This window comes from Mesorhizobium sp. B2-2-3, assembly GCF_006442405.1.
Classification (GTDB): domain Bacteria; phylum Pseudomonadota; class Alphaproteobacteria; order Rhizobiales; family Rhizobiaceae; genus Mesorhizobium.
The window spans coordinates 73,132-97,412 of sequence record NZ_VFWC01000010.1; the positions used below are offsets into that span (position 1 = coordinate 73,132).

The window sequence follows — 24,281 nt, forward strand, 5'->3', positions numbered from 1 at the left end:
AGACAATTGTCACGGCGGAATCGCGAATCACGCTCGGTTTTCATCCCGAAATGTCAAAAATGCGCAATGGCGTGGAATGAGGCAGCAGGCGTTTATTTCCGAGGCAACTAATGCATGTCGCGCAAAGTGTCCTCGGTTCGGCAGCGACGTGAACAACAAAGACTTGAGCGCGTCGCGGGAATCGGTTTGGGCGTGACATGCTTCAGGCGGGAGACAAGCAATGCGGACCTTTTCGGCGATCGCCGGCAGTGCTGCGTTCTTCATCGCGGCACCCTGTATCGTCGCCGGCCTCGTGCCGTGGCTGCTGACGGATCGCTGGGACCGGCCATGGTCGAGCCTGCCGGGTCTTGCCCCGCTCGGCTGGATCCTCATCGCGGTCGCCGTGGCGGCGCTGCTGCATGCATTCGCCTGCTTTGCGCTTGAAGGCCTCGGCACGCCTGCTCCGGTCGCTCCGACCGAGAGACTGGTGGTCGGCGGGCTCTACCGCCATGTCCGCAATCCGATGTATGTGGCGGTGCTGTCGATCATCATCGGCCAGGCACTGCTGTTTTCAAGCTGGACGCTTGTCGCCTACGCCGTCATGGCAGCCGCGGCCATGGCCACCTTCGTCAAGCTGTACGAGGAGCCGACGCTCGCACGCCGCTATGGCGATGAATACGAAACCTACCGCCGCAACGTGCCCGCCTGGCTGCCCCGCCTGACGCGCTGGCGGAGGTGAGAGTCTGCGCGATCTCCGGGGTCAATACGACCAGCTCCGCGCCTTGGCGATGATGAAGTCGCGAAACACGTGCAGCTTCGCCTGGTTCTTCATCGCGTCGGGGTAGGCGAAATAGGTGTCGAAGGAAGGCACCTCCGTTTCCGGCAGGAGCTGCACCAGGCCGGAATCCTTGGAGATGACATAGTCGGGCAGCATGGCGATGCCGGCGCCGCCCTGGACCGCGCGCTTGATCGACAATATATCGTTGATCTGCAGCGTCGGCACGCGCTGGCCGCCCTCGAAATCGCCGACCGTCTCCAGCCAGTTCAGCTCCGACAGATGCGCCGGCACCGGCACGCCGAAAGTGACGATGCGATGCGCCTTGAGCTCGGCCACCGAAGCCGGCCTGCCATGCTTGGCGATATAGCCTGGCGAAGCATAGAGGTGGAAATGCACCGTGAACAGGCGGCGCTGGATAAGGTCCGGCTGCTGCGGCTGGCGCAGCCGGATGGCGCAATCGGCCTGGCGCATGGTCAGGTCGAGCTCCTCGTTGGCGAGGATCAGCTGCAGGCTGATTTCAGGATAGAGCTCGATGAACTCCTGCACGCGTTCGGTCAGCCAGCCGGCGCCGAGCCCGACCGTGGTCGTGACCCTGAGCACGCCGGAGGGGCGGTCCTTGGTCTCGGTCAGCCGCGATTTGATGGTCTCGAGCTTCATCAGCACGTCATGCGCCGTGCGGAACAGCATCTCGCCCTGTTCGGTCAGCACCAGGCCGCGGGCGTGGCGGTTGAACAGCGGCACGCCGACATCATGCTCGAGCGCGCTGACCTGGCGCGAAATCGCCGATTGCGACAGGTGCAGCGTCTCGGCCGCATGTGTAAACGACCCTGCTTCCGCCGCAGCGTGAAACACGCGTAGCTTGTCCCAGTCCAACGCCATGATTCCCCTCGTTCCTGTTTGGCGTCTGAATGAAAAATCAGGCTTTTACACGGCGTTTCTAAGCCGTTCTTTCAACAGTTTGCGAACCGCTATTCGGCCGCCTCGCGATGCACCTCGATGCCGGCCAGGTACTTCTCCGCCTCGAGCGCCGCCATGCAGCCCAGCCCCGCCGCAGTCACCGCCTGGCGATAGATATCGTCGGTCACGTCGCCGGCGGCGAACACGCCGGGCACGTCGGTGCGGGTCGAATCCGGCGCCGTCCACAGATAGCCGTTCGGCTTCTGCTTCAGCTTGCCGACGAACAGCTCGACCGCCGGCGCATGGCCGATCGCGACGAACACGCCGTCGACCTCGAGCTGCGTCTCGACACCCGTCACCACGTTGCGCAGCTTCAACCCTTCGACCGAAGGCGGCAGTGGCGTCTTGCCCGGACGGCCGGTGATCTCGTCGACAACCGTGTCCCAGATGACGCGGACATTGTCCTTCTTCAAGAGCCGCTCGCGCAGGATGCGTTCGGCGCGGAAGTCCGAGCGCCTGTGGATGACCGTCACGCTCTTGGCGAGGTTCGACAGATAGAGTGCTTCTTCCACTGCCGAATTGCCGCCGCCGACCACCGCGACATCCTTGCCGCGGTAGAAGAAGCCGTCGCATGTGGCGCAAGCCGATACGCCGAAGCCCATGAACGCCTGTTCGGTCGGAATGCCAAGCCATTTGGCCTGCGCGCCGGTGGCGATGATCAGGGCATCGGCTGTGTAGACGGTACCGGAATCGCCCGTTGCGCGGAACGGCCGCACGTTGAGATCGACCTCGGTGATGATGTCGGCGATGATGTCGGTGCCGACATGCTCGGCCTGCCTGAGCATCTCGCTCATCAGCCATGGACCCTGGATAGGTTCGCCGAAACCGGGATAGTTCTCGACGTCGGTGGTGATCATCAGCTGGCCCCCCTGCTGCAGGCCGGCGACCAGCATCGGCTTCAGCATGGCGCGGGCGGCATAGATCGCCGCGGTATAACCGGCCGGGCCGGAACCGATGATGAGGACAGGCGCGTGCTTGGTGGTCATGAAAAGCCTCTGCGGAGGGCTGCCGGCGTTTGCGGCATGGAAAACTCGTCGATGTCGCGCGTAATGTAAGTGTTGCCCACGACGCCAGCAAGGCAAGTTGGCGCTCGTCCCCGGAAAGCTTTGTCGCACCGGGCGAACCGCTCTGGTGCTGCGTGGATTTCCGCGTGGGGGATGGCGTGGACAGCAAAGTCGTTTAATTACAAAATCCCGCAAGATTCTTTCGCCACCCGTAACCATCGAAAGCCCCGAAATGCCGCTCAAGGCCGACCTCGACGCAATCGACTGGAAGATCCTTCGCGAATTGCAGGCAGATGGGCGCATGACCAATGTCGAACTGTCGAACCGCGTCGGCATTTCGGCACCGCCTTGCCTGCGCCGCGTCAAGCGACTGGAGGAAGCCGGCATCATTCGCGGCTATCGGGCGCTGCTCAACGCGCCGGCGCTCGGTCTCGACGTGGTCGCCTTCTGCCTGGTCGGCCTGCACCATCAGGCCGATGCCGAGCTTCGCATCTTCGCTGAGCGCACGCGCGGCTGGCCGGTCGTACGCGATGCCTGGATGGTGTCGGGCGAATCCGATTTCCTCCTGCACTGCGTGGCAAGCGACCTCGGCGCCTTCCAGACCTTTGTCATCGAGGAACTGACCTCCACGCCGAACGTCGACACGGTGCGCACAGCCCTCACCATCCGCCGGGTCAAGGATGAAGGGTTGGTCTCGTTCGAGCGGCCGTGACGCCGATCGATTGCGGCGCCCGGCCAAAGCGAATTCCGGAATTTCGCCACATCGCCGCCGCGTTGATAACGGACAGGCGCAGGCAGCCGGATCGTCCTGTGCGATTTGGCGCCTGATTGGTTTCCTTGCCCAAGCAGCGTAAGTTCCAAGGACAATCCGCCGTGGAAGGGACCATGACCAGGTTTGCAAGCCCGATTTCGGCGCTCATCATCTGCATGAACGAGGCCGATATGATCGGCCCGTGCCTCGAAAGCATCGATTTTTGCGCCGAGATCGTCATCGTCGATTCAGGCTCCACCGACGCCACGTTGGACATCGTTCGGCAGTTTGTCGCTGAGGGCTATCCGATAAAGCTGCTGCACAATGGCTGGCCGGGTTTTCCGCATCAGCGGCAATTCGCGCTCGACCACGCCACGCAGCCCTGGTGTCTTTCGATCGACCCGGACGAACGCGTCGACGACCGGCTGCGGCAGTCGATCGTGGCGGCGGTCGAGACGGCGAATGCCGGCATCAGCGGATGGTACATCCGCCGCCGCGACTGGCTGAAGGGCTACGGCTATGCCCATCGCTGGGTGCTGCACAACAGGCTGTTGCGGCTTTTCCGCCGGGAAGGTGCGACCATGGACGTGACCGCGCGGGTCCATGAATCCTTCGGCGTTTCCGGCGAGACCAGCACGATCGAAAACGGCGTGCTGCTGCATCGCCGCGAAATATCGGTCGAGGAGGATCTGGCCCGGGCAAATGCCTATTCCAGCCTCAAGGCGGCCACCCTGGTCGAGAAAGGCAAGAAGCCGGGCCTGGTGCGGCTGGTGCTTTCGCCGCTCGGCAACTTCCTGAAATTCTATCTGGCCAAGCGCTACTTCCTGTGCGGCCGGCACGGCTTCGTCTATTCGATGTCGGTGATGATCTATTCCTTCGCCACCGAGGCCAAACTGTATGAGGCCTCGCAAGGCAGCGAACCGGCGTGAGCGGTCAGGTCCGGATCAAGACCGCTTATCCCGGCCATCGAGCCGCCCTATGGCGGCGATGAGACCGTCGAGGTCGCTGCTGTCCCGCAAGGGCCTGATGACGAAGCCGGAGCGAAGCTGCGCCTCGCCGCCGACGAGCCAGCCCTGCGGCAGGCCGGCGCCCAGGCCTGCCTCCATGTCGGCCAGCTTGTCGCCGACGATCACGGACCGCCGGAGATCGAGATCGAGGCGTCTCGCCGCCTCGAAGAGCATGCCGGGATTGGGTTTGCGCATCGGGTGATCCGATATGCCCAGCGGCCCCACGCCAGCCTCGTGGTAGGCGCAGGCCAGCACCATGTCCACGACAACGCCCTGATCGCGCAACAGGTCGAGCACGCGGCGGTTCACATCGGCGAAGGCACTCCAACCGAAATAGCCGCGCGCGATGCCGGACTGGTTGGTCACCACCACGACCGGGATGCCGGCATTGTTGGCGGCGGCGATCGCCGGCAACATCTGCGGCCGGAGCTCGATCTCGGCCGGATCGCTGGGATAGTCGGTATCGACATTGATGGTGCCGTCGCGATCGAGGAACAGCGCCGGCTGGCCGGCGGGAAAAACCCTGCCGCCGATCCGCTCCACCCACAGGCCCGGCTCGGCCAACGGGTGCGGCGCCTTGTCAGCCATTGCTGAGGCGCGCTTCCACCACCTCGCACAGGTGATGGTAGAGGCACAGATGCCCTTGCTGGATGATCGGCGTCGAGGTCGAGGGCACGTTGAGCAGGATGTCGGTGAGCGGCGCGAGCTTGCCGCCTGTGTCGCCTGTCAGGCCGATCACCGTCATGCCCATGGTCCGTGCCTGTTCGGCGGCCGCCAGGATGCTCGGCGAATTGCCGCTGGTCGAGATCGCCAGAAGCACGCCGCCGGCCGCGCCATGCGCCTCGACCTGGCGCGAAAAAACGGTGTCGAAGCCGTAATCATTACCCCAGGCGGTCAGCACCGCGGCATTGGCCGGCAGCGCGATGACATTGTAGCCCTTGCGCTCCTTGAGAAAGCGGCCGACCAGTTCGCCGGCGATGTGAATGGCGTCGCTGGCCGAACCGCCATTGCCGCAGATCAGCAGCGCCTTGCCCGACGAAAGGGCGGCGACGATCGCGGTCGCCGCACGTTCCATCGCGCCTGTGAGATCGCGCTCGACCAGCGCCGTGATCGCGGCCGCCGAGCGGACCAGGTAATCGTTCAGTTCGGACATGAAACCCTCAATTCTTGTTGCCGGCCGAGCGCAACCTGCCGATGGTGCCGGTCGTGCTCTTGCCGGCGACGAGATCGACCAGGACCACGCGCCCGCCGGCTTTCTGCACCACGTCCGCGCCGACCACGGTGTCGACCGTGTAGTCGGCGCCCTTGACGAGTATGTCGGGCAGAAGCGCCTCGATCAGCGCCAGCGGCGTGTCCTCGTCGAAGACCACCACCGCGTCGACCGACGCGAGCGCCGCCAGCACGCAGGCGCGGTCGTGCTGGTCGTTGACGGGCCGTTCCGGCCCCTTCAGCCGGCGCACCGAGGCATCGCTGTTGAGGCCGAGCACCAGCCGGTCGCACTGGCTGCGCGCCGCGTGCAGCAGGCTGACATGGCCGGCATGCAGGATGTCGAAACAGCCATTGGTGAAGCCGACGCTGAGGCCCTCCTCCTTCCAAGCCGCCACCAGCCGTGCGGCCGATTTGGCGTCGAGGATGGCATCCCTGTGGACGCTCGGACCGTGCGATCGAAACAGCGCGCCATTGAGTTCCTCGACCGTCAGCCGCGCCGTGCCCCGCTTGCCGACGACCACGCCGCCGGCGGCATTGGCGATCGAGGCGGCCGCGACCGGATCGGCGCCGGCGGCAAGCGCCAGCGCGAAGGTCGCGATCACCGTATCGCCGGCGCCCGACACATCGAACACTTCGCGCGCCTGCGTGGCGATGTGGCGCGCCTCCGTCGGACTGACGACGCTCATGCCCTTTTCGCTGCGCGTGGCGACGACGAAGTCGAAGCCATGCGCCGCAAGCAGCTCGCGCGCAGCGGCCACGATCTCGTCATCGCTGAACACCGGCCGTTCGACCGCTTCGCCGAGTTCCTTGCGGTTGGGCGTGATGGCGGTCGCACCGGCATAGCGTCCATAATCCCGGCCCTTCGGATCGACCAGCACCGGCTTTCCCGCCTCGCGGCAGATCGCGATCAATTCGCCGGCGACGCCGTCGAGCAGGATGCCCTTGCCGTAATCCGACAGGATGACGATGTCGGCGTGCGCCAGCGCGGCGCGGAAATGCCGGACCAGCGCCGCGCGCTCCGCCGCGCCGAGCGGCTTGATCTCTTCCTCGTCGAAGCGCAGCACCTGCTGGTTGAGCGCGCTGAAGCGGCTCTTGGACGACGTCATGCGGCCGCGCTCCCGCGCCAGGCCTGTCGTGTCGGCGCCAAGCTCGCCGAGCATGCGCACCAGGCTGTCGCCTGCCGTATCAGAGCCGATCACCGAGACCGGAATGGCGGCGGCGCCGAGCGAGATGATGTTGGCCACGACATTGCCGGCGCCGCCCATCGCCAGGCTCTCGCCGCGCCCATGGAGCACCGGGATCGGCGCTTCAGGCGAAATCCGCTCGATGATGCCGTTGACGAACCGGTCAAGGATGAGATCGCCGACCACCAGCACGGTGGCCTGGCCGAAGTGCGCGATGGCGCGGTGCAAGGGCTCGGGGGAAAGTGGGTCGTGCTTGGTCATGTCACTGGCAACGCGCAAAAACCGGTTTTGAAGATGCATGGAGGACAAATTGGCCGGGATCGGTCGTTCATGGCGATGCCGATATACCGCAATTCGAGCCAGCGCAACGCCGGCTGGCCTCGTCAACTCTTCTGCAAGGCGACATGGACGCCAAGCCCGACCAGCACCGCGCCGCCGGCTCGCTGCATCATGCGCTGGGCGCTGCTGGAGCGGCGCAGCCTGCCGATCACGGCACCAGCCAGGAACACGCAGACGATATCGGCCGAGGAGAACATCAGGTTGACTGTCGTGCCCAGCACGACGAATTGCAGCCAGACCGGGAATGCGGCAGAGGCATCGATGAACTGGGGCAGGAAGGCCATGAAGAAGATCGCGGTCTTCGGATTGAGCACCTCGACGGCGATGCTCTCGAAAAAGGCGCGGTAAGCCGATTTCCGCTCGATCGCCGGCAGTGCCATGTCGCCTTCCGCGCGCTTGCGGAACAGCGCCACACCGAGCCAGATCAGGTAGAGCGCGCCGACGAGCTTGACCGCCATGTAGAGCGGCGGCACGGCGTGGAAAAGCACGGACAGGCCGGCGGCGGCGGCAAAGACGTGAACATAGCCGCCCAGATGAATGCCGAGCGCCGCCGTCAGGCCGGACCAGCGGCCGCGCGCCATCGTCTGCGCGGCGGCATAGAGCATGGCCGGGCCTGGAATATAGGCGAAGATCGCGGTGGTGGCGAAAAACGCGACGAGCAGCTCTGTCGATGGCATTCCTGGCCCTCATGATCGCGTCCGGCGGCGCGAGCCGACTGAAGCGTCAGCTTTGCGGCGCCACTGTGGCGCGCTGTGCCGTGCAGGACAATCGCGGGCGGGTCCACCCCTCGATTGTTCTTGCGGATCCCAGTGCCGCCCGGCAACGCTGCTTTGTCGACAGCTTCGCAAGCCTCCCTTATAAGGGCCGGAATCGCAAGCAACCAGAGGCGTTCATGATCATCGTCACGGGCGGCGCCGGCATGATCGGCTCCAACATCGTCGCCGCGCTCAATTCGGAGGGCCACGACGACATTTTGGTCGTCGACGACCTGAGCGATGGCCACAAGATCGCCAACCTTGCTGACTTGCGGATCGCCGATTATCTCGACAAGGACGATTTCCTGGCCCGCCTCGAGGACGGCGGGCTCGGCCGCATCGAGGCCGTCTTCCATCAGGGCGCCTGCTCGACCACCACCGAATGGAACGGCAAGTTCATGATGGAGGTGAACTACGCCTATTCGAAGCGGCTGCTGCATGCCTGCCTGGCGCTGCGCGTGCCCTTCCTCTACGCCTCCTCGGCATCGGTCTATGGCGGCGGCTCCGAGTTCCGCGAGGACGCGGAGCTTGAGCGGCCGCTCAACGTCTACGCCTATTCAAAAAAGCTGTTCGATGACTATGTCAGGCGCAATGTCTTCGATACCGATCATTCGCAGGTCGCGGGCCTGCGCTACTTCAACGTCTATGGGCCGCGCGAGGCGCACAAGGACGCCATGGCCTCGGTCGCCTTTCATCTGTTCAACCAGGTCGGGCGTGGCGAGAATCCAAAGCTGTTCGGCGCCCATGACGGCTTTGGCCCCGGCGAGCAAAGCCGCGACTTCATTCATGTCGGCGATGTCGCCGATGTCAATCTGTGGCTGTGGAAGCGCGGCGCGAGCGGCATCTTCAACTGCGGCACCGGCCGGGCGCAACCCTTCCGCGCCATTGCCGAAACCGTCATCGACACGCTGGGCAAGGGCGAGATCGAGTACATCCCCTTTCCCGACCACCTCAAGGGCAGCTACCAGAGCTTCACGCAAGCTGATATGTCGCGTCTGCGCGCGGCCGGTTACAACGGGCAATTCCGCAGCGTCGAAACCGGCGTCAGAGACTATGTCGAATGGCTGAAAGCCCAGCGATCCTCGTGATCGGCCCACGCTGGGTGGGCGATATGGTGATGGCGCAGTGCCTGTTCTCGGCGCTGAAGGAGCTTCATCCAAATGCGGCGATCGACGTGCTGGCGCCAGCCTGGGCGGCCCCTTTGGTCAAGCGTATGCCTGAGGTCCGCCAGCAGATCGATTTCCCGCTGAAACCCGGCGCGCTCGAATTTGCACACCGCCGCCGCTTCGGCCGCCTGCTGCGCGGCCGTTACGACAGCGCCTATATCCTGCCGGGCAGTTGGAAGTCGGCGCTGATCCCGTTCTTTGCCCGCATTCCACGCCGTTTCGGCCATCTCAGGGAAATGCGCTACGGCCTGTTGACCGATATCGTTCCGCTGCCGGAGGCCGTGAAACGGCGCACCGCGCAGGCCTATTTCGGCCTTGCACGGGGTGGCGATTTTCGGGCGCCTCATCTGACGGTGGACGCCAAAAACCAGGCCACCCTGCTCGACCGTTTCGGCCTGGGGCCGCAGAAATTCGTGGCGCTGATGCCGGGTGCTGAGTTCGGCCCGGCCAAGCGCTGGCCGAGCGAACACTATGCCGGCCTTGCCCGGGAGTTCATGGCCAGAAGGTTCAAGGTCGCGCTGTTCGGGTCGAAGAACGACCGCGAGGTGACAGCGGAGATCGCAGCCCTCGCTCCTGGCGTGGTCGACTTGGCCGGCCAGACGCGGCTGGAGGACGCCATCGACCTGATCGCGGCCGCGCGGCTGGCGGTCTCCAACGACAGCGGGCTGATGCATGTTGCGGCGGCGGTCGGCACGCCGGTTGTCGCCGTCTATGGTTCGACCTCGCCACAGAACACGCCGCCGCTGGCCGAACGGCGCGAACTGGTCTGGCTCGGCCTGTCCTGCTCGCCCTGCCACCGCAAGATCTGTCCGCTCGGCCACCTCAATTGCCTGAAGACGCTCGAGGTCGCACGGGTCATGGCGGCGGCGGACCGGCTGCTGGACATCCCGGCCGGCGCATGAGGGTGCTGATCGTCAAGACATCGTCGATGGGCGACGTCGTCCACACCTTTCCGGCGCTCCAGGATGCGCGCCGCGCACGGCCCGATATTGCTTTCGACTGGTGCGTCGAGGAGGCTTTCGCCGGCATCGTCGCGCTGCACCCCGCAGTCGGAACCATCCACACGGTCGCCATCCGGCGTTGGCGAAAACATCTCTTCGACAAGGCCACCTGGCGCGAGGCGACCGCCTTGCGACGCGCCTTGCGTGCGTGCCGCTATGATCTGGTCATCGATGCGCAAGGCCTGTTGAAGTCGGCGCTGGTGGCCAGGCAGGCGAAAGCGCCGATCGCCGGCTTCGACCGCTCAAGCGCGCGCGAGCCTTCGGCAACGCTGCTTTACGACGTCGGCCACGCCGTCCCTCGCAACCTCCACGCCATCGAACGGACGCGGCGGCTTTTCGGGCTGGCATTGGGCTACCGGCCCGATCTTTCGATGCTGGATTCGGGCATTGTGCCGCCGCCCGGCAATCTGACCGGCATAGCCGGCAACACGGCCTTCCTGCTGCACGGCACCAGCCGCGAGGACAAGAAGTGGCCTGTTGAAGACTGGATCGAAACCGGCCGCCTGCTGGTTGAGCGCGGCATGACGCCGGTCACGACCTGGTCGGACGAGCGCGAACAGGCGGTGGCCGAAGCGATCGCCCGGGCAGTTCCATCGACGAGCATCGTGCCAAAATCACCATTGGCCGACATCGCGGCGATCCTGGGCAGCTCGAGGCTGGTAATCGGCGCCGACACGGGGCTCACGCATCTCGCCAGCGCCTTCGGCCTGCCGACGGTCGCGGTGTTTTTGGCCACGGAGCCGGGTTTGACCGGCCCGCGCGGCCCCTATGCATCGACGCTGCAGGCCGCGCCCGGTGAGCGAGTGTCGCCCGCGAGGGTGGTGGCTGAGGCTGAGAGGCTGCTGGAGCACCAGACGCATGGCCAGGCCGGCGCTGGCAAGAACTGATCTATTCAATCGGAAAGCTGGCGCTGCCCCTCATCGCCCTGCCGGGGAGAAGGACACCTTCACCGATGATTGCGCCAATTTTAAGCGTTTGCAGAATAGACGCCGACTTCGCGTTCAGCCGTCTTCTCCCCGTCACTATACGGGGAGAAGGTGCCGGCAGGCGGATGAGGGGCGGCGCCAACGTTGGCTAAAAACGCGCAGATCAGCGCCCCTCGAACTCCTTAGATAAACTGCACCTGTACGATCTCGTAGCCCCTTGCACCACCCGGCGCGTTGACCTCGATGGCGTCGCCGACTTCCTTGCCGATGAGCGCCCGCGCGATCGGCGAGGAGATCGAGATGCGGCCGGACTTCACGTCCGCCTCCTGATCGCCGACGATCTGGTAGGTCTTCTTCTCCTCGGTGTCCTCGTCGACCAGCACCACGGTGGCGCCGAACTTGACCTTGTCGCCGCTGAGCTTGGTGACATCGATGACTTCGGCCCGGGCGATGAGATCCTCGAGCTCGTTGACACGGCCCTCATTGAGGCTCTGCGCCTCTTTGGCGGCATGGTATTCGGCATTTTCGGATAGGTCGCCGTGCGAGCGCGCTTCGGAGATCGCCTCGATGATGCGCGGCCGCTCCTCCTGCTGGCGCCAGCGCAGTTCTTCCTTCAATGACGCGAACCCCTCGCCTGTCATCGGGACCTTGTTCATGATACCTGACCTTTCCTGCCGCCACCCCCGCATTTCGGGGAAAGCCTTATCGATGGTGCAAAAAGAAAACGGTCCGGCAGCCTCGGGCTAACGGAACCGTTCACCGCAATTTCCCTGAATATAGCAATCTTTGCGGGCTTTTCACGCCCAAAAATCGGTTTCTGAAGAAATCATCACCGTTTTCGCGCGCGCCGTCGCAGGAGCCGGCATGGCAACAAAAAACCGGCCGTGATTGCTCGCGGCCGGTTCGAAAAGGCATTGAGGGGGGTCAGCTCCTCATGAAATGGTCGATCTGTTCGGCCAGCATGCCGTATTCGCGTGAACCCTTGCCGGTTCGCTTTTCGATCTCCATCAGCTGTTGCTGGGCGCCGGCCAGGTCGCCGATCTGGAGATGGGCTTCGCCGAGATATTCGCGCACCAGCGTGTAGTTGGGATCGATGCGCAGCGCTTCCTCGTAATAGCCGAGGCCAACGGCGACGCGGCCGGAATGGCGGTGCGAATAGCCGAGATAGTTGAGGATGCGCGGGTCCTGCTTGTTGGCGGCGAGGCTGAGCACGGCGATCGCCTCGTCATAGCGGCCGGCCATCGCCAGGTCATGCCCGGCATCATAGATGCTGTCGTCGTCCAGCATGCCTTCCTGGGGTGCGACGCACTTGTTCTTCTTCTTGTCCCAGACCATGCCTTTCTTGCATTTGGTGGTCGTACTGGTGTCGTCACCGCTGCCTGCGGCAAACACCGGAACGGCAAGGAACTGCAGAGCGAGAAGCGCGCTCGCCGCCTGGATCAGCACTCTTTTATGCATCGGAGCCTCCTGGAGGGGTGAGAATGCAACACTAACGCAGCGTGTCGGCGGTTTCATCCCGGAAAAAAGCAAGGGGCTAACATGAGGTGACGGATGCTCGAAATCCGCTATCATCGGCGGCGATGAAAGCTGAGCCAGCGGAGACCGCCAGTGCAGCGACGGCTTGAAAAGAACTGGGATTTGACGATCGGGCCCGACACCGTGCGGCTGTTCATCCTCAAATGCAAGGCGTTGAGCGCCGCGATCAATGAAGACTATGCCGACGGCGCCGAACACGAAATCGAGTTCGATGGACACACCCGTGACAATCATCATCATGACGGACTCGCCGAGGAAAGCTCGGAAAACCTGACCGAAGAGGAACTGCGCGAGCTGATCAACGACCTCAATGTCGACGAGGCGGCCGAGCTCGTCGCGCTCGCTTGGGTCGGCCGTGGCGACTACGATGCCTCGGAATGGGCCGACGCCGTCGCCGCCGCGCGCGAGCGCGCCAACAAGCACACGGCCAAATACCTGCTCGGCTTGCCGTTGCTCGCCGATTGGCTGGAGGAAGGGCTGGAAGCGATCGGTGCGTAACGCGCCGGTAATCGATTGTGATCGGGCCTAAGCGCCTTCCAGGCAACTTCGAGCATCCCCGCACCGTTTCGAGGCGATGGCAACACTGAGCTTTTCCCGAAAATACAGGATTGCATTGGTCATGGCCGTGACAGCACTGCTGGTGACGCCGGCCGATGCCAGGCATCGTCACAGGCATCACGAGCCGCTTTCACCACGGGTGGAACAGCCACTGACGCCGCGGGTTGACCGGCCGCTGAAACCGCGCGGCGAAAGGCATCGCAAGCCGAAGCCGGCACGGCAGAGGACGCAAAATCCGAAGCCGGTACGTGCGGATGTCCCCGTGCCTGAACCGCGCCCCGCTGACGCGCCAGAGGCGACAGAACCGAACACGCAAAATCCAGCCGCAACATCCGACCGGTTTCAGGAGGAAGGATCCCCTCGGAAGCAACAAGCCCGGCCCGAGCCGCCAGCCGATGCGAAAGGCGAACCGGAGCCGCCAGCCGTGGCGCCGACGCCGACACAAAGGCCTGAGACTGCGGAACCGGAGGTTGAGCCGCCGGCCCTCGCCCCGCCACCGCCGCCAAAGCCGGCGGACGCGGACAAAAAGGAGATGCTTCCCGATCCGCGTTCGGCTGACCTGCCAGACGCGAAAATGCCTGCCGAGGAAGTCGCCTGCCGCGAGCGGCTGAGGGGTCTCGGTGTCGAATTCGAGGAGCACAAGGCTGAAAGCGATCGCGATATCGGCTGTTCGATCCCCTATCCCCTGGTGCTGAAGAGCCTTGGCAAGTCGATCGCCATTGCCCCGGGCGCCGAGCTCAATTGCGCAATGGCCGAGGCGGCGGCACGCTTTGCCGGCAACGTCATCCAGCCGGCGGCGAAAGCCGAATTCGGCACCGACCTGAAATCGATCGGCCAGGCATCGGCCTTTGTGTGCCGGCCACGCAACGGCACGCGCAAACTGTCCGAACATGCCTTCGGCAATGCGCTCGATATTGCCAGCTTCACACTTGCGGACGGCAGGACGATCGAGGTCGGCCCGGCGCCACCGGACAAGGACGCCAAATTCCTCGACGCGGTGCGCAAGGCCGCCTGCGGGCCGTTCAAGACCGTGCTGGGCCCGGGCAGCGATGCCGATCATTCGCTGCATTTGCACCTCGACCTCGAGCCGCGCCGCCACGGCGGTACCTTCTGCCAGTAGGGCCGGCTCAGAAGCGATGCCGCAATTCGGCCGCAGGCATGAACGCCGGCGCTGATTTTTCCTTTACCGTTGATCGTTAAAATCCCGCCTATCGGGAAAGGGACTGCCGATGGACGGGATATTTCGTGCCGCGCTGGCGCTTGCGCGGCAATCGAAACGCGCGCGTGCCGCTGCCGGCGGGCTGGCCGCCCTGCTTGCGCTGGCCGCGGTGTCGGCCTGCAACACCGGTAACGTGCTGGCACTGGAGCCAGCCGTCGATGTCGGCGCGCAGACCGCGGCCGTGCCGCAATATTCAGGCATGCAGCGGCTGGTTCCTTCCAATCCCTACATGACGCAGGCCGCCTATCCACGCATGGACGAGCCGATGTCGCCGGTCGAGCAGATGCCGGCCAGCGAGACCGACTGCCGTCAGCAGCTGAGGCGCCTCGGCGTCACCTTCACCGACCTGGCGCCGATCCATGAAGGCCAGTGCGGCATCGACTATCCGGTGAAGGTTTCGGCCATCGGCAGCGTCGAGATGAAGCCCGCCGCGACGCTGACCTGCGACATGGCCGCCAGCTTCGCCGCGTGGACGAAGAACGAGCTCGTTCCTTCCGCCCGCTGGCGCTACTTCTCCGGCGTCAGGACCATCCACCAGGGTTCCAGCTATTCCTGCCGCAACATCGCCGGCGAAGGCGTGCTGTCGGAACACGGCAAGGGCAACGCGCTCGACGTGATGAGCATCGAACTCAACAATGGCGACGACATCGACGTGCGCAAGCCCGGCCTGTTCGCCTTCCGCACCCGCGGCTTCCTCAACAATGTGCGCGCCGACGGCTGCCAGTATTTCACCACCGTGCTCGGCCCCGGCTACAACTACGACCACCGCAACCATTTCCACTTCGACATCAAGAACCGCAAGAGCGGCTATCGCGCCTGCCGCTGATCCCTTTGCCTGGCGGCGGCTTCGCCGCCTACAGTGACGTCGTAGAACTCGAGCGGCATCGATGAGCCAAAGAAGCTTCCGACGACGCGCTGCGACCTGGCTGGTGTTGCTCCTGGCGACCTATCTGGTGCTGGCCTATGTCGCCGCGCCGGAATTCTGGACGTTTCGCGATCGCGGCTTTCGCAGCCAAAGCTTCGAGATGGTGACGCACACCCCGCAAGGCATTCCGGGCGACCCGATCAATGTCGGCCTGATCGGCACGCAAAAGGAGGTTGTCCATGCCTTCGCCGTCGCTGGCTGGGACACGGCCGACGCCATCACATTGAGGACAGCGATCGACATCGGCGAAAGCGTCTTGTTTTCGCGCCCCTATCCGGACGCGCCGGTGAGCCGGCTGCTGTTCGAAGGTCGCGCCCAGGATCTTGCCTTCGAGAAGCCGGTAGGTGGCAGCGCCGACCGCCGTCACCATGTGCGCTTCTGGCAGACTGATGCCACCGGCGACGATGGCCGTCCGCTGTGGCTGGGCTCGGCCAGTTTCGACCGTGGCGTGGGCCTGAGCCACGACACCGGCGCCATCACCCATCATATCGGCCCCGACATCGACGCCGAACGCGACTTTCTTATGCAGGATTTGACCGCCGCCGGAATGCTGATCTCAACCAGCGACCTGGAAGGCATCGGCGCCACCACGCACGGGCGCAATGGCGGCGGCGACCCCTATTTCACCGACGGCAAGGCCGTGCTCGGCGTGCTGAAGCAACTGCCGTGATGCCTGAAGTCAGCTCGTGGCGACCACGACCTTGCCGAACGGTCCCTTCTCCAGATGCTGGAAGGCCTGCTCCACCTCCTCGAAGCCGAAGACCTTGTCGACCACCGGCCGGATACCGAGCACCTCGATCGCCTGGTTCATCCGCTCGAAGGCGCGGCGATGACCGATCGATATCCCTTGCACGACGATGCGATTGCGCAGGAACGGCACGATCGGAAAGCTGAGTTCCATCGAGCCCAGCAGGCCGATGACCGACAGGCGGCCGTCGGCGGCCAGGGCATCGAGCGATCGCCGCGCATTGTCGCCGCCGACCATCTCCAGGATATGGTTGACGCCGGTTCCACCCGTCAGGTCACGCGCGGCTTCGTCCCATGCCGGCTGGGTGCGGTAGTTGATCACTTGCCAGGCGCCGAGTTTCCTGGCCCGTTCGAGCTTGTCGTCGCTGCTCGAGGTGACGATGGCGCGCAGGCCGAAAGCGGCCGCGAATTGCAGTGCAAACAGCGACACGCCGCCGGTACCCTGGATAAGAATGGTCTGGCCGGGCACCGGCTTCGTCGCCTCCGCCAAGGCAAACCACGCCGTCAGCGCCGCGATCGGCAGCGTCGAGGCCTCGGCGTCGCTGAGCGAAGGCGGCGCCGGCACGATGGCATCCTCGTGAAGCAGCACGTACTCGGACAAGGTGCCGGGCAGTGACAATCCCAACGTGTGCTGGTGAAGCACCGGCGGCGCATCGCCGTCAGGCCAGTCGGCGATCACTTGGCCCAGCACGCGTTGCCCGGCCTGGAAGCGGCTGACGCCGCCGCCGACCGCCACGACCTCGCCCACCGCATCCGATGTCGGCACGAAGGGAAAGACGAGGTCCGGGATCAGCACCCCGTCTAGGACCATTCGATCCTTGTAATTCAGCGATATGGCCTTGATCCGCACCAGCAGCTCACGAGGCCCGGGTGCGGGTACCTTTCCCTGCGCCGGTTGCAGCTTGGACAGGCCAAAACCGGTCATTTGCCAGGATCTGTTGATGTCCCTGTTCATCTCGTCTGCTCCGGATTGAGTTGCTGGCGAGATCTTTACGTCATTCCACTATGGAAAAAAGTGCTTCTATGTGGCATAATTGGAAACGAATTGAAGATCATTATTCTACAATAGGGGCACAGCCATGGAATCCGCCGATCTGCAGGGCATTGTCGCCTTCGTTCAAACGATCGAAGCCGGCAGCTTCACCAGTGCGGGAGAACGGCTGCGCGTGACGAAATCGGCGGTCGGCAAATCGATCGCACAGCTGGAGCATCGGCTTGGCGTGCGTCTGCTCAATCGCACCACCCGCAGCCTGAGCCCGACAAGCGAAGGCCTCAGCTATTACGAAGCCTGCGTCAGGGCGCTGTCCGAAATCGAAGCCGCCCAGTCGCTGCTTGCCGCGCACCGGCAAGTGCCCTCGGGCCGGCTTCGGGTCGATTTGCCGTCGGCCTTCGGCCAGCGCTGCGTTGCCCCAGTTTTGTTCGACATTTCCAAGCGCTTCCCCGATCTGGCGATGGAGATCTCCTTCAACGACCGTCGCGTCGATCTCATCGAAGAAGGCATCGACCTGGCAGTTCGCATGGGCGAGCTCGACGACAGCCTGTCGCTCGCGGCGCGGCGGCTCTATGTCCAACGCTCGTGCGTATTGGCCGCCCCCGCCTACCTCGAGGAGCACGGCAGGCCGCGAACGATCGAGGAGCTCGCCGCTCATAAGCTGATCGGCTACACCCGTAACGGCGTCGCCCATCCCTGGACCATAAGGCACGCCGACGGCCAAATCGGAAAGTTCACACCGCGGGCAAGGCTGGTCCTCGACAATGGCGAGCCGATGCTCGACGCCGCCCTTGCCGGCTGCGGCATCACCTTCCTGCCGACATGGTTGGCGGCGGACAGCCTCAGGAGCGGTGCGCTCGAAATGGTGCTGTCGGACCGCCTCGTCGAAAACATTGCCGTCCACGCCGTTTGGCCGGTGACGCGAGCAGTGACGCCGAAGGTCCGCGTCGTAGTCGATGCGCTGGTCGAGCATTTTTCGGCGCCGCCCTGGGATGCCGCCTGACGGGGCCGCATGCGCTGTCATCTTCCTGAAAACGGCTGCTGACTATTTTCCAATCCAGCACGGCAATGCTATTGACCCCTGATGCTATATGTTGAAATCGCCACCGTGGTCGTCCTCATCTGCGTGAACGGCCTTCTGGCAATGTCCGAGCTTGCCATCGTCTCGTCGCGGCCGGCCCGCCTCAAGGCAATGATCGATCGCGAGGTTAAGGGCGCCGGCCGGGCGCTTGCGCTTGGCTCCAACCCCGGCAAGTTCCTGTCCTCGGTACAGATCGGCATCACCCTGGTCGGCGTGCTGTCCGGCGCCTTTTCCGGCGCCACGCTCGGCGAAAGGCTGGCGCAGTTCCTGGCCTCGAACGGCATCCGCGAAAACATCGCCGATCCGCTCGGCGTCGGCATCGTCGTGGCCATCATCACCTATGCCTCGCTGATCATCGGTGAGCTCGTGCCCAAGCAGATCGCGCTGCGCGACCCCGAGCGGGTCGCCGTGCGCGCCGCCCCGGCCATGACCGTCCTCGCCACCGTCTCGGCGCCGCTGGTCTTCCTGCTCGATATTTCGGGCCGCGCCGTGCTTTGGCTGCTCGGCCAGCGCGGCGAGAGCGAGGAGAAGGTTACCGACGAGGAGATCAAGATGCTGGTCGCCGAGGCCGAGCATCACGGCACCATCGAATCCGACGAGCGCCGCATGATCGCCGGCGTCATGCGGCTTGGCGACCGCGCCGTGCGCGCCGTCATGACGCCGCGCACCGAGGTCGACTGGATCAACCTCCAGTCCGACGATGCGACCATCCGCAAGCTCCTGATGGACACGCAGCATTCGCGCCTGCCCGCCGGCGACGGCGGCGTCGACGCCATGATCGGCGTCGTCCAGACGCGCGACGTGCTCGCGGCATTGCTGGGCGGCCGCGCGCTCGACCCGCGTCGGCACGTGCGCACCGCGCCCATCGTGCACGATCAGGCCGACGCGCTCGACGTGCTGCAGACGCTGAAGGAATCCGACGTGCCGATGGCGCTGGTGCATGACGAATACGGCCATTTCGAAGGCATCGTCACACCCGCCGACATTCTGGAGGCCATCACCGGCGTCTTCCGTTCGGACCTCGAAGCCGGCGAGGAAGAGAATGCCGTCAAGCGTGACGACGGCTCATGGCTGCTTGCCGGCTATATGCAGGCCGACGAGATGGCCGAGGTGCTGGGCATCGACTTGCCGGAAAACCGCGACTACGAGACCGTCGCCGGCTATGTGCTGTCGCACATGCACCATCTGCCGGCGACCGGCGAATGCGTCGACGCGCAAGGCTGGCGTTTCGAGGTGGTCGATCTCGACGGCCGCCGCATCGACAAGCTGATCGCCACGCGCCTGCCCAGCGGCCACCGCGAAGTGGTGCGCTGACTTTTCCAACGTTGCCTCGAGTCAAGCGGTCATTGGCCGTCCGTCCGCGCCTACTGCTCCGTGAAGGCGCGGGCGAACGAATCGAGCATCGGCCGCGCGAGATATTCCAGGAAAGTCCGGTCGCCGGTGCTGATGAACGCCTCGACCGGCGTCCCGGGATAGAGCTGCTCGGGCTTCACGCGGGATGGCAGGGCGTCGATCTTCAGCTTCGCCCGGAAATAGGGTTCACGCGTAGCCTCGTCGATCAGCCGATCCGCGGAAACCTGTGTCACGGTGGCTGGAACCTCGGGCGTGAGCCGCGCGTTCAAGGCGGACAATCGCAGTTTCGCCGGCTGGCCGACGCGTACCTGATCGATGTCCTTCGGCCGCAGCTTCGTGTCCACGACCAACCCCGATGCCGTCGGCAGGATTTCCATGATCTTTTCGCCCGGGGCAATTACGCTGCCCTTGGAATTGTAGGTCGACGACACCACGATGCCCGCTGCCGGCGCCTTGATTGTCGTGCGCCGCAGCACCGCCGCGGCCGCCCTGATCTGTTCCTCGACGTCGGCCAGGTTGGAGCGAACCTCGTCCAGCTTCGTCAGCGCCTCCTCCACCCGTTGCGTGGTCAAGCGCTCGGTCTGCTCCTGCGCCTCGACGATCTGGGTGCTGGCCGATGCAAGACTGGCCTCCAGCGCTCCCGCCTGGCCGACGAGGTCGGCTTCGCTGCGCAGAAGCTGGGAGTATTCGGTGCGGTTGGTCAGGCCTTTGTCCAAAAGGCTGGTCTTGATGCCGAGCTCCTTCTTCACCACCTCGACCTGCTGCTGGATGGCTTGTTTCTGGGCGTCCAATCCCACGACGGACTGCCGATGCATGACGACCCGCTGCTGGAGGATCGATCGTTCCGACCGGAACCGGGCGAGCCTGGCGTCGAACTCCTTCTGCTGTTCCCGAACCAGCATTTCGAAATCGTGCTGAAGCGGCGCCGGCGCCGCTGTTGTGATCGGCGCCAGCCTGTCCAGCCCGTCCCGCTCCGCCTCCAGCCGCGCCGCGCTTGCCCTGAGCGCGATCGACTGCCTCGTCAGCCGGTTGAGCTCGGCCTGCGCGGCGGTTGGATCCAGCACTATCAGATCCTGCGCCTGCTGCACGCGATCGCCTTCGTGGACCAGCAACTCTTGGACGATGCCGCCCTCGGGGTGCTGGATGAGGATGTTCCCGCCCATCGCCGAGATCGTGCCTTGCGTGATCACCGCGCCGGACAAGGGGGCATAGGCCGCCCAATAGCCGAAGCAACCTGCAAATATCGCTATCGCCGCATAGCCGCCGAATGCCACGCGCCCTGTGTCGGTGCGTGGATTGCGTTCCCCGGCGAGGCTGTGCACTGCCATCATCTACGATCCAAAGCGGGTTTTTTGCGGGGCGCTGCGGAGGGTCGTGGCGAACGACCCCGTCACCACTGTATTCTGCCGGGAAGAATTGCCGGCGAGCGGCTGCCGCAGCAAATCGCTGCTCGGGCCGAAGGCTTCGATCGCGCCGTCGCGCAGCAGCATCACGCGGTCGCAGGCCGCTGCGATCGAAGGGCGGTGCGTGATCACGATCAAGGTAATCCCCGCCGACCGCGCATCCGAGAGCACCGCTTCGAGCGCCGCTTCGCCGGCGCCGTCGAGATGAGCGTTGGGCTCGTCCAGGACGAGAATTCTGGGGTTGCCGTACAGGGCGCGCGCCAGCCCGATCCTTTGGCGCTCGCCGCCCGACAGCGCCCTGTCAGAGAGACCGATCATCGTCTGGTAGCCGTCGCGCTGCGTCAAAATCAGTTCATGGGCCTGGGCACGCTTTGCCGCCTCGACGATCGAGGCGTCATCCGCGTCGGGGTCGAAGCGGCCGACGTTCTCCGCGATCGATCCCGGGAACAGTTCCACCTCCTGCGCGAGATAGCCGATATGCCTTCCAAGCTGCTTTTCGTCCCAGGTCCTGAGATCGGCACCGTCGATCCTGACCGAGCCGCTGACCGGTTGGAGCGCACCGACAAGCAATCTGGCGAGCGTCGATTTGCCGGCTCCGCTCGGGCCGACGATCGCCACCGCCTCGCCGGCCCCGATGTGGAAATTCAGCCTCTTGACGATGGGCGGACCGCCGGGCGTATTCGGCGCGACGTAGATCAGATCCTGCGCCGAAATCGCGCCTGACGGATCAGGCAAGGCCAGTTTTTGCACCGCGGACGGACGTGCCGAAAGGGTTGCCTCCAGCCGTTTCCACGATCGTCTGGCGTCGACGATCTGCCGCCACGAGCCGATCAGTTGGTCGAGCGGCTGCAGCGCGCGCGACGATACCAGGGAAGACGCGAATATCATCCCGGCCGTCATCTTGCCTTGCAGGACCAGCCACGCACCCACGCCCAGTATCGCCAGCTGCAGCATCATCCGCACCGCCCGCGACGTTCCGCTGAAGATCGCATTAGCCGTCGACGCGCGGTCGTGAACGATCAGCGCTTCGGCGACGTGCTTTCCCCAAGCCCGCGCGGCGTTCTGGACCATGCCCATGGCGCGCAGCGTCTCGGCGTCGCGGGCAAAGGCCTGCTCCGACTGGCTGGCGACCGCCGAACGTCGTGAAAACAAAGCGTCGTTCCTGCCGATGGCAAGCTGGGTTGCCAGGACCAGTGCAAGCAGCATCGCCACGCCAGCCAGGGTGAGCCAGAACAGGACGGGATGGATTAGGTAGAGCAGTCCGAGGAAGAACGGAGCAAACGGCAGGTCGAACAGGACCGCCACGCCGCGCGACCTGATGAAGGCGCATACCGAGGCGAGATCACGCAATGGCGACAGGCCTGCGGAGGCGTGGTCGGCGCCAAGCGAAGCGGCGAACGTCTCCGCCCCGAGCTTGCTGTCGATGCTGGCCGCGACGCGCTGCGTGTAAATGGAGCGCACCGCGTCCAGAAAGCCCAGAAAGACCAGCGCGAGAACCGCGATGACCGACAGGTAGACAAGCGTCTCGACATTGGAGGAAGGCAGGACCCGATCATACACCTGCAACAGATAGAGCGGGATCACCAGCAGCAGGACGTTGATCAGCAACGAGAAAACGCCGACATCGGCGATGGCGCGCCACAAGACCGCCCGCAGACCTGACTGTCCCATCGTTCCCGCGCTCCCTTGGCGGCTCATGTCCCGAGACATCGGCGCTCAGACCGAGTGGTCGCCCGCAACGTCCAGGGGGTGGTGCTGCAGGTCATCCAGCGTATAGGCGCGGATATAGTCGATCTTCATCTCCGCCGGCGTGGCGAGATGGTCGGGAGGCGCGCCGGCAAAACCGCCGACGGCTAGATCGGCCAGCATGTACATGGGCGTGTGCATGTCGGACGGCGTCGCGGCTTCGGCGACCTTTACGCCGTCATAGGTCCAGACGAGCGTATCCGGTGTCCACAGCAGGCCATAGGTATGGAAGCCGTCGGTGTCCGAAACATTCACCGAGGAAGAGACCTTGGTGTGCTGTCCCGTCTCGTTCGTGTGCGCCGTCATGATGAGCGTGTTCGGATCCTGCCCGCGCGCTTCCAGGACGTCCAGTTCCGGCGGCCACGAGCCGTCTTCCGGCAGCAGCCAGAAGGCCGGCCAGGCTCCGGCCGTTTCGGGCAGGTCCGCCCGCATTTCGAAATAGCCGTAGGTCTGCGAGAAGCTTTCGTGGGTCGTCAGGATGCCCGAGGTGTATTCGTAATTGTTGATCAGTGGCTTGATGTCTTCGGGCGCTTGCGCCGCAGTGATGGTGAGCACCCCGTTTTCCACGCTGAACGGGTGGACTGAGCTGGTCGGGCCGTAATTGGCGTCGACGTACCATTGCAGCTCCCCATTGCTGCTCAACGTGCTTCCGTTCGGCGCTCCCCACCAGAAGTTGGAATTCCAGGTGCCATCATGGCCGTTCCAAAGGCTGAGCGTGTTGAAGTCGTCGGAAAAGGACAGCGTCATTCCGGACTTGTCGATCGGCAGTTCGAACTGGCTGGGCGCCAGCTTGTCCACCGTCGTGTTGTTGAAGACCAGCACCTCGTCGGATCCGAGGTTCAGCAGAAGGTTCGATCCTGCCTGGGTCATATGTGCCTTGACGTCGTCGAAAGACATGAAGTCGTAGCCATTGAGGCGGACCGTGTCGTCCGCGCCGAAATCGGTGATCAGGTCGCTTCCATTGCCCTTGGTGATGATGAAAGTGTCGGCGCCGCTGCCGCCGATCAGCACGTCGTTGCCCTGGCCGCCATCCAGCGTCTGATGGCCCGAGCCACCCTTGATGATGTTGTCCAACGCATTTCCGAACGCATAGCGATTGTTGCCGGTGACGACGAGATTCTCGAAATTGTCGGGGAGCTTGTAGCTCATCCATGTGTCGATCGTGTCGATGCCAGCCCCGGGATCCTCCACCACCTTGTTGTTGGTGGAATAGAGGTGATAGTAGTCGTCGCCCGCGCCGCCATAGATGGTGACGTTGACGCTGGCGTCCCCCCAGAAGGAGTCGTTGCCGGAGGTGCCGTGCAATTCCGGCCCGGATCCGGTCGCCGAGAACCAATGGGTGGACGTGCCCGTGTAGGGGAGAGGGATGCCTTTGGCGTTCACGACGGTGCTCATCAGGAAATCCTTTCCTCGCGCCTGTTCAGGTCATTCGAACGGCAACCGCTTACGGAGCAACGTTGCCATGCACGATGTCGTTCCAGGAGCTTGCCACACAGTTCAGCATTACATCGACTGTTGGGTGACATTTTTCGAAACGAAAGCACTAGAGGCCAAGAAATGGTCTATAAATCGTAATGAAGTCAGTAAAACTTTTAATAAAATTTTCGCTTATACCGAGAAAACGGCGATATACTTGCTGCCACGCCTGGCGTAGGTCACAAAAAAG

The 24,281-nt window shown here is 64.2% G+C and carries 24 protein-coding genes; 12 read left to right on the forward strand and 12 right to left on the reverse strand.

What is annotated here, in order from left to right; genetic code table 11:
- Positions 1-220 precede the first annotated feature (220 nt).
- Entirely contained in the window at positions 221-718 is a 498-nt protein-coding gene (locus FJ951_RS19470) for an isoprenylcysteine carboxylmethyltransferase family protein (RefSeq protein ID WP_140516805.1), read from the forward strand.
- A gap of 21 nt (positions 719-739) precedes the next feature.
- Here FJ951_RS19470 and FJ951_RS19475 read toward each other — a convergent pair whose 3' ends face one another.
- Positions 740-1,636: a LysR family transcriptional regulator gene (locus FJ951_RS19475; RefSeq protein WP_140495954.1), complete on the reverse strand. Its 897-nt coding sequence runs from the start codon at positions 1,634-1,636 to the stop codon at positions 740-742.
- Between the two features lie 89 nt (positions 1,637-1,725).
- Positions 1,726-2,700, reverse strand: a complete 975-nt coding sequence (gene trxB, locus FJ951_RS19480) for a thioredoxin-disulfide reductase (RefSeq protein ID WP_140516807.1) — start codon at positions 2,698-2,700, stop codon at positions 1,726-1,728.
- Between the two features lie 250 nt (positions 2,701-2,950).
- Between trxB and FJ951_RS19485 the strand changes: the two genes are divergently transcribed.
- On the forward strand, positions 2,951-3,430 hold the full coding sequence (locus FJ951_RS19485; RefSeq protein ID WP_140495956.1) for an Lrp/AsnC family transcriptional regulator: 480 nt from the start codon (positions 2,951-2,953) through the stop codon (positions 3,428-3,430).
- A gap of 173 nt (positions 3,431-3,603) precedes the next feature.
- Positions 3,604-4,398 carry a glycosyltransferase family 2 protein gene (locus FJ951_RS19490; RefSeq protein WP_140495957.1) on the forward strand — a complete coding sequence of 265 codons (795 nt, stop codon included), beginning with the start codon at positions 3,604-3,606 and terminating at the stop codon, positions 4,396-4,398.
- Between the two features lie 15 nt (positions 4,399-4,413).
- On the opposite strand, the gene FJ951_RS19495 is transcribed toward FJ951_RS19490, so the two are convergent.
- The 4 genes from FJ951_RS19495 to FJ951_RS19510 all read right to left on the reverse strand — a co-directional run bounded on the left by FJ951_RS19495 (position 4,414) and on the right by FJ951_RS19510 (position 7,885).
- Positions 4,414-5,064, reverse strand: a complete 651-nt coding sequence (locus FJ951_RS19495; protein WP_140516809.1) for an HAD family hydrolase — start codon at positions 5,062-5,064, stop codon at positions 4,414-4,416.
- Positions 5,057-5,629: an SIS domain-containing protein gene (locus tag FJ951_RS19500; RefSeq protein ID WP_140516811.1), complete on the reverse strand. Its 573-nt coding sequence runs from the start codon at positions 5,627-5,629 to the stop codon at positions 5,057-5,059. Before FJ951_RS19500 ends, FJ951_RS19495 begins: the two co-directional genes overlap by 8 nt.
- 7 nt (positions 5,630-5,636) lie before the next feature.
- Complete coding sequence (rfaE1, locus tag FJ951_RS19505; RefSeq protein WP_140516814.1) at positions 5,637-7,130, reverse strand: D-glycero-beta-D-manno-heptose-7-phosphate kinase; 1,494 nt, start codon at positions 7,128-7,130, stop codon at positions 5,637-5,639.
- 122 nt (positions 7,131-7,252) lie between these two features.
- Positions 7,253-7,885, reverse strand: coding sequence for a LysE family translocator (locus tag FJ951_RS19510; RefSeq protein ID WP_140495961.1), 633 nt, complete (start codon positions 7,883-7,885; stop codon positions 7,253-7,255).
- A gap of 215 nt (positions 7,886-8,100) precedes the next feature.
- Between FJ951_RS19510 and rfaD the strand changes: the two genes are divergently transcribed.
- From rfaD to waaC, 3 genes are read left to right on the forward strand one after another with little or no spacing between them, the layout of a single operon-like run.
- Positions 8,101-9,051, forward strand: a complete 951-nt coding sequence (rfaD, locus tag FJ951_RS19515) for an ADP-glyceromanno-heptose 6-epimerase (RefSeq protein WP_140495962.1) — start codon at positions 8,101-8,103, stop codon at positions 9,049-9,051.
- Positions 9,024-10,031, forward strand: a complete 1,008-nt coding sequence (gene waaF / locus FJ951_RS19520) for a lipopolysaccharide heptosyltransferase II (RefSeq protein ID WP_140516816.1) — start codon at positions 9,024-9,026, stop codon at positions 10,029-10,031. The genes rfaD and waaF overlap by 28 nt, the downstream gene beginning before the upstream one ends.
- Complete coding sequence (gene waaC / locus FJ951_RS19525; protein ID WP_140516818.1) at positions 10,028-11,017, forward strand: lipopolysaccharide heptosyltransferase I; 990 nt, start codon at positions 10,028-10,030, stop codon at positions 11,015-11,017. Before waaF ends, waaC begins: the two co-directional genes overlap by 4 nt.
- A gap of 221 nt (positions 11,018-11,238) precedes the next feature.
- On the opposite strand, the gene greA is transcribed toward waaC, so the two are convergent.
- Positions 11,239-11,712 (reverse strand): transcription elongation factor GreA, encoded by a 474-nt coding sequence (greA, locus tag FJ951_RS19530; RefSeq protein ID WP_008877613.1) that lies wholly within the window; start codon positions 11,710-11,712, stop codon positions 11,239-11,241.
- 268 nt (positions 11,713-11,980) lie between these two features.
- Positions 11,981-12,514, reverse strand: a complete 534-nt coding sequence (locus FJ951_RS19535) for a tetratricopeptide repeat protein (protein WP_140495965.1) — start codon at positions 12,512-12,514, stop codon at positions 11,981-11,983.
- Positions 12,515-12,664: 150 nt separating this feature from the next.
- Between FJ951_RS19535 and FJ951_RS19540 the strand changes: the two genes are divergently transcribed.
- From FJ951_RS19540 to FJ951_RS19555, 4 genes are all read left to right on the forward strand, one after another.
- Complete coding sequence (locus FJ951_RS19540; RefSeq protein WP_140516820.1) at positions 12,665-13,090, forward strand: DUF3775 domain-containing protein; 426 nt, start codon at positions 12,665-12,667, stop codon at positions 13,088-13,090.
- A gap of 199 nt (positions 13,091-13,289) precedes the next feature.
- Entirely contained in the window at positions 13,290-14,270 is a 981-nt protein-coding gene (locus tag FJ951_RS19545; protein WP_224646967.1) for an extensin family protein, read from the forward strand.
- Between the two features lie 109 nt (positions 14,271-14,379).
- Positions 14,380-15,195, forward strand: coding sequence for an extensin family protein (locus tag FJ951_RS19550; RefSeq protein WP_140495967.1), 816 nt, complete (start codon positions 14,380-14,382; stop codon positions 15,193-15,195).
- Between the two features lie 61 nt (positions 15,196-15,256).
- Positions 15,257-15,964, forward strand: coding sequence for an LssY C-terminal domain-containing protein (locus FJ951_RS19555; protein ID WP_140516822.1), 708 nt, complete (start codon positions 15,257-15,259; stop codon positions 15,962-15,964).
- 9 nt (positions 15,965-15,973) lie between these two features.
- On the opposite strand, the gene FJ951_RS19560 is transcribed toward FJ951_RS19555, so the two are convergent.
- Positions 15,974-16,996, reverse strand: coding sequence for an NAD(P)-dependent alcohol dehydrogenase (locus FJ951_RS19560; protein WP_140516824.1), 1,023 nt, complete (start codon positions 16,994-16,996; stop codon positions 15,974-15,976).
- 124 nt (positions 16,997-17,120) lie between these two features.
- Between FJ951_RS19560 and FJ951_RS19565 the strand changes: the two genes are divergently transcribed.
- Positions 17,121-18,035 (forward strand): LysR family transcriptional regulator, encoded by a 915-nt coding sequence (locus FJ951_RS19565; protein ID WP_140516826.1) that lies wholly within the window; start codon positions 17,121-17,123, stop codon positions 18,033-18,035.
- An 81-nt stretch (positions 18,036-18,116) separates the two neighbouring features.
- Positions 18,117-19,427, forward strand: a complete 1,311-nt coding sequence (locus FJ951_RS19570) for a hemolysin family protein (protein WP_140516828.1) — start codon at positions 18,117-18,119, stop codon at positions 19,425-19,427.
- 50 nt (positions 19,428-19,477) lie between these two features.
- Here FJ951_RS19570 and FJ951_RS19575 read toward each other — a convergent pair whose 3' ends face one another.
- Genes FJ951_RS19575 through FJ951_RS19585 form a run of 3 tightly spaced genes read right to left on the reverse strand, consistent with a single transcriptional unit; the run spans position 19,478 to position 24,010 of the window.
- A complete protein-coding gene (locus FJ951_RS19575; protein ID WP_140516830.1) occupies positions 19,478-20,794 on the reverse strand; it encodes an HlyD family type I secretion periplasmic adaptor subunit in 1,317 nt (438 codons plus the stop codon).
- Between the two features lie 3 nt (positions 20,795-20,797).
- A complete protein-coding gene (locus FJ951_RS19580; RefSeq protein WP_140495973.1) occupies positions 20,798-22,540 on the reverse strand; it encodes a type I secretion system permease/ATPase in 1,743 nt (580 codons plus the stop codon).
- 45 nt (positions 22,541-22,585) lie between these two features.
- Complete coding sequence (locus FJ951_RS19585; RefSeq protein ID WP_140516832.1) at positions 22,586-24,010, reverse strand: family 16 glycosylhydrolase; 1,425 nt, start codon at positions 24,008-24,010, stop codon at positions 22,586-22,588.
- Between the last annotated feature and the right edge of the window lie 271 nt (positions 24,011-24,281).

Coding starts and splice junctions, on each gene's coding strand:
- FJ951_RS19565 (WP_140516826.1), top strand. CDS start 17,121: ATGGAATCCGCCGATCTGCAGGGCATTGTCGCCTTCGTTCAAACGATC.
- greA (WP_008877613.1), bottom strand. CDS start 11,712: ATGAACAAGGTCCCGATGACAGGCGAGGGGTTCGCGTCATTGAAGGAA.
- FJ951_RS19495 (WP_140516809.1), bottom strand. CDS start 5,064: ATGGCTGACAAGGCGCCGCACCCGTTGGCCGAGCCGGGCCTGTGGGTG.
- FJ951_RS19490 (WP_140495957.1), top strand. CDS start 3,604: ATGACCAGGTTTGCAAGCCCGATTTCGGCGCTCATCATCTGCATGAAC.
- FJ951_RS19570 (WP_140516828.1), top strand. CDS start 18,117: ATGCTATATGTTGAAATCGCCACCGTGGTCGTCCTCATCTGCGTGAAC.
- FJ951_RS19575 (WP_140516830.1), bottom strand. CDS start 20,794: ATGGCAGTGCACAGCCTCGCCGGGGAACGCAATCCACGCACCGACACA.
- FJ951_RS19580 (WP_140495973.1), bottom strand. CDS start 22,540: ATGGGACAGTCAGGTCTGCGGGCGGTCTTGTGGCGCGCCATCGCCGAT.
- FJ951_RS19510 (WP_140495961.1), bottom strand. CDS start 7,885: ATGCCATCGACAGAGCTGCTCGTCGCGTTTTTCGCCACCACCGCGATC.
- FJ951_RS19535 (WP_140495965.1), bottom strand. CDS start 12,514: ATGCATAAAAGAGTGCTGATCCAGGCGGCGAGCGCGCTTCTCGCTCTG.
- FJ951_RS19585 (WP_140516832.1), bottom strand. CDS start 24,010: ATGAGCACCGTCGTGAACGCCAAAGGCATCCCTCTCCCCTACACGGGC.
- trxB (WP_140516807.1), bottom strand. CDS start 2,700: ATGACCACCAAGCACGCGCCTGTCCTCATCATCGGTTCCGGCCCGGCC.
- rfaE1 (WP_140516814.1), bottom strand. CDS start 7,130: ATGACCAAGCACGACCCACTTTCCCCCGAGCCCTTGCACCGCGCCATC.
- waaC (WP_140516818.1), top strand. CDS start 10,028: ATGAGGGTGCTGATCGTCAAGACATCGTCGATGGGCGACGTCGTCCAC.
- FJ951_RS19555 (WP_140516822.1), top strand. CDS start 15,257: ATGAGCCAAAGAAGCTTCCGACGACGCGCTGCGACCTGGCTGGTGTTG.
- FJ951_RS19560 (WP_140516824.1), bottom strand. CDS start 16,996: ATGAACAGGGACATCAACAGATCCTGGCAAATGACCGGTTTTGGCCTG.
- FJ951_RS19550 (WP_140495967.1), top strand. CDS start 14,380: ATGGACGGGATATTTCGTGCCGCGCTGGCGCTTGCGCGGCAATCGAAA.
- FJ951_RS19500 (WP_140516811.1), bottom strand. CDS start 5,629: ATGTCCGAACTGAACGATTACCTGGTCCGCTCGGCGGCCGCGATCACG.
- rfaD (WP_140495962.1), top strand. CDS start 8,101: ATGATCATCGTCACGGGCGGCGCCGGCATGATCGGCTCCAACATCGTC.
- waaF (WP_140516816.1), top strand. CDS start 9,024: ATGGCTGAAAGCCCAGCGATCCTCGTGATCGGCCCACGCTGGGTGGGC.
- FJ951_RS19470 (WP_140516805.1), top strand. CDS start 221: ATGCGGACCTTTTCGGCGATCGCCGGCAGTGCTGCGTTCTTCATCGCG.
- FJ951_RS19475 (WP_140495954.1), bottom strand. CDS start 1,636: ATGGCGTTGGACTGGGACAAGCTACGCGTGTTTCACGCTGCGGCGGAA.
- FJ951_RS19485 (WP_140495956.1), top strand. CDS start 2,951: ATGCCGCTCAAGGCCGACCTCGACGCAATCGACTGGAAGATCCTTCGC.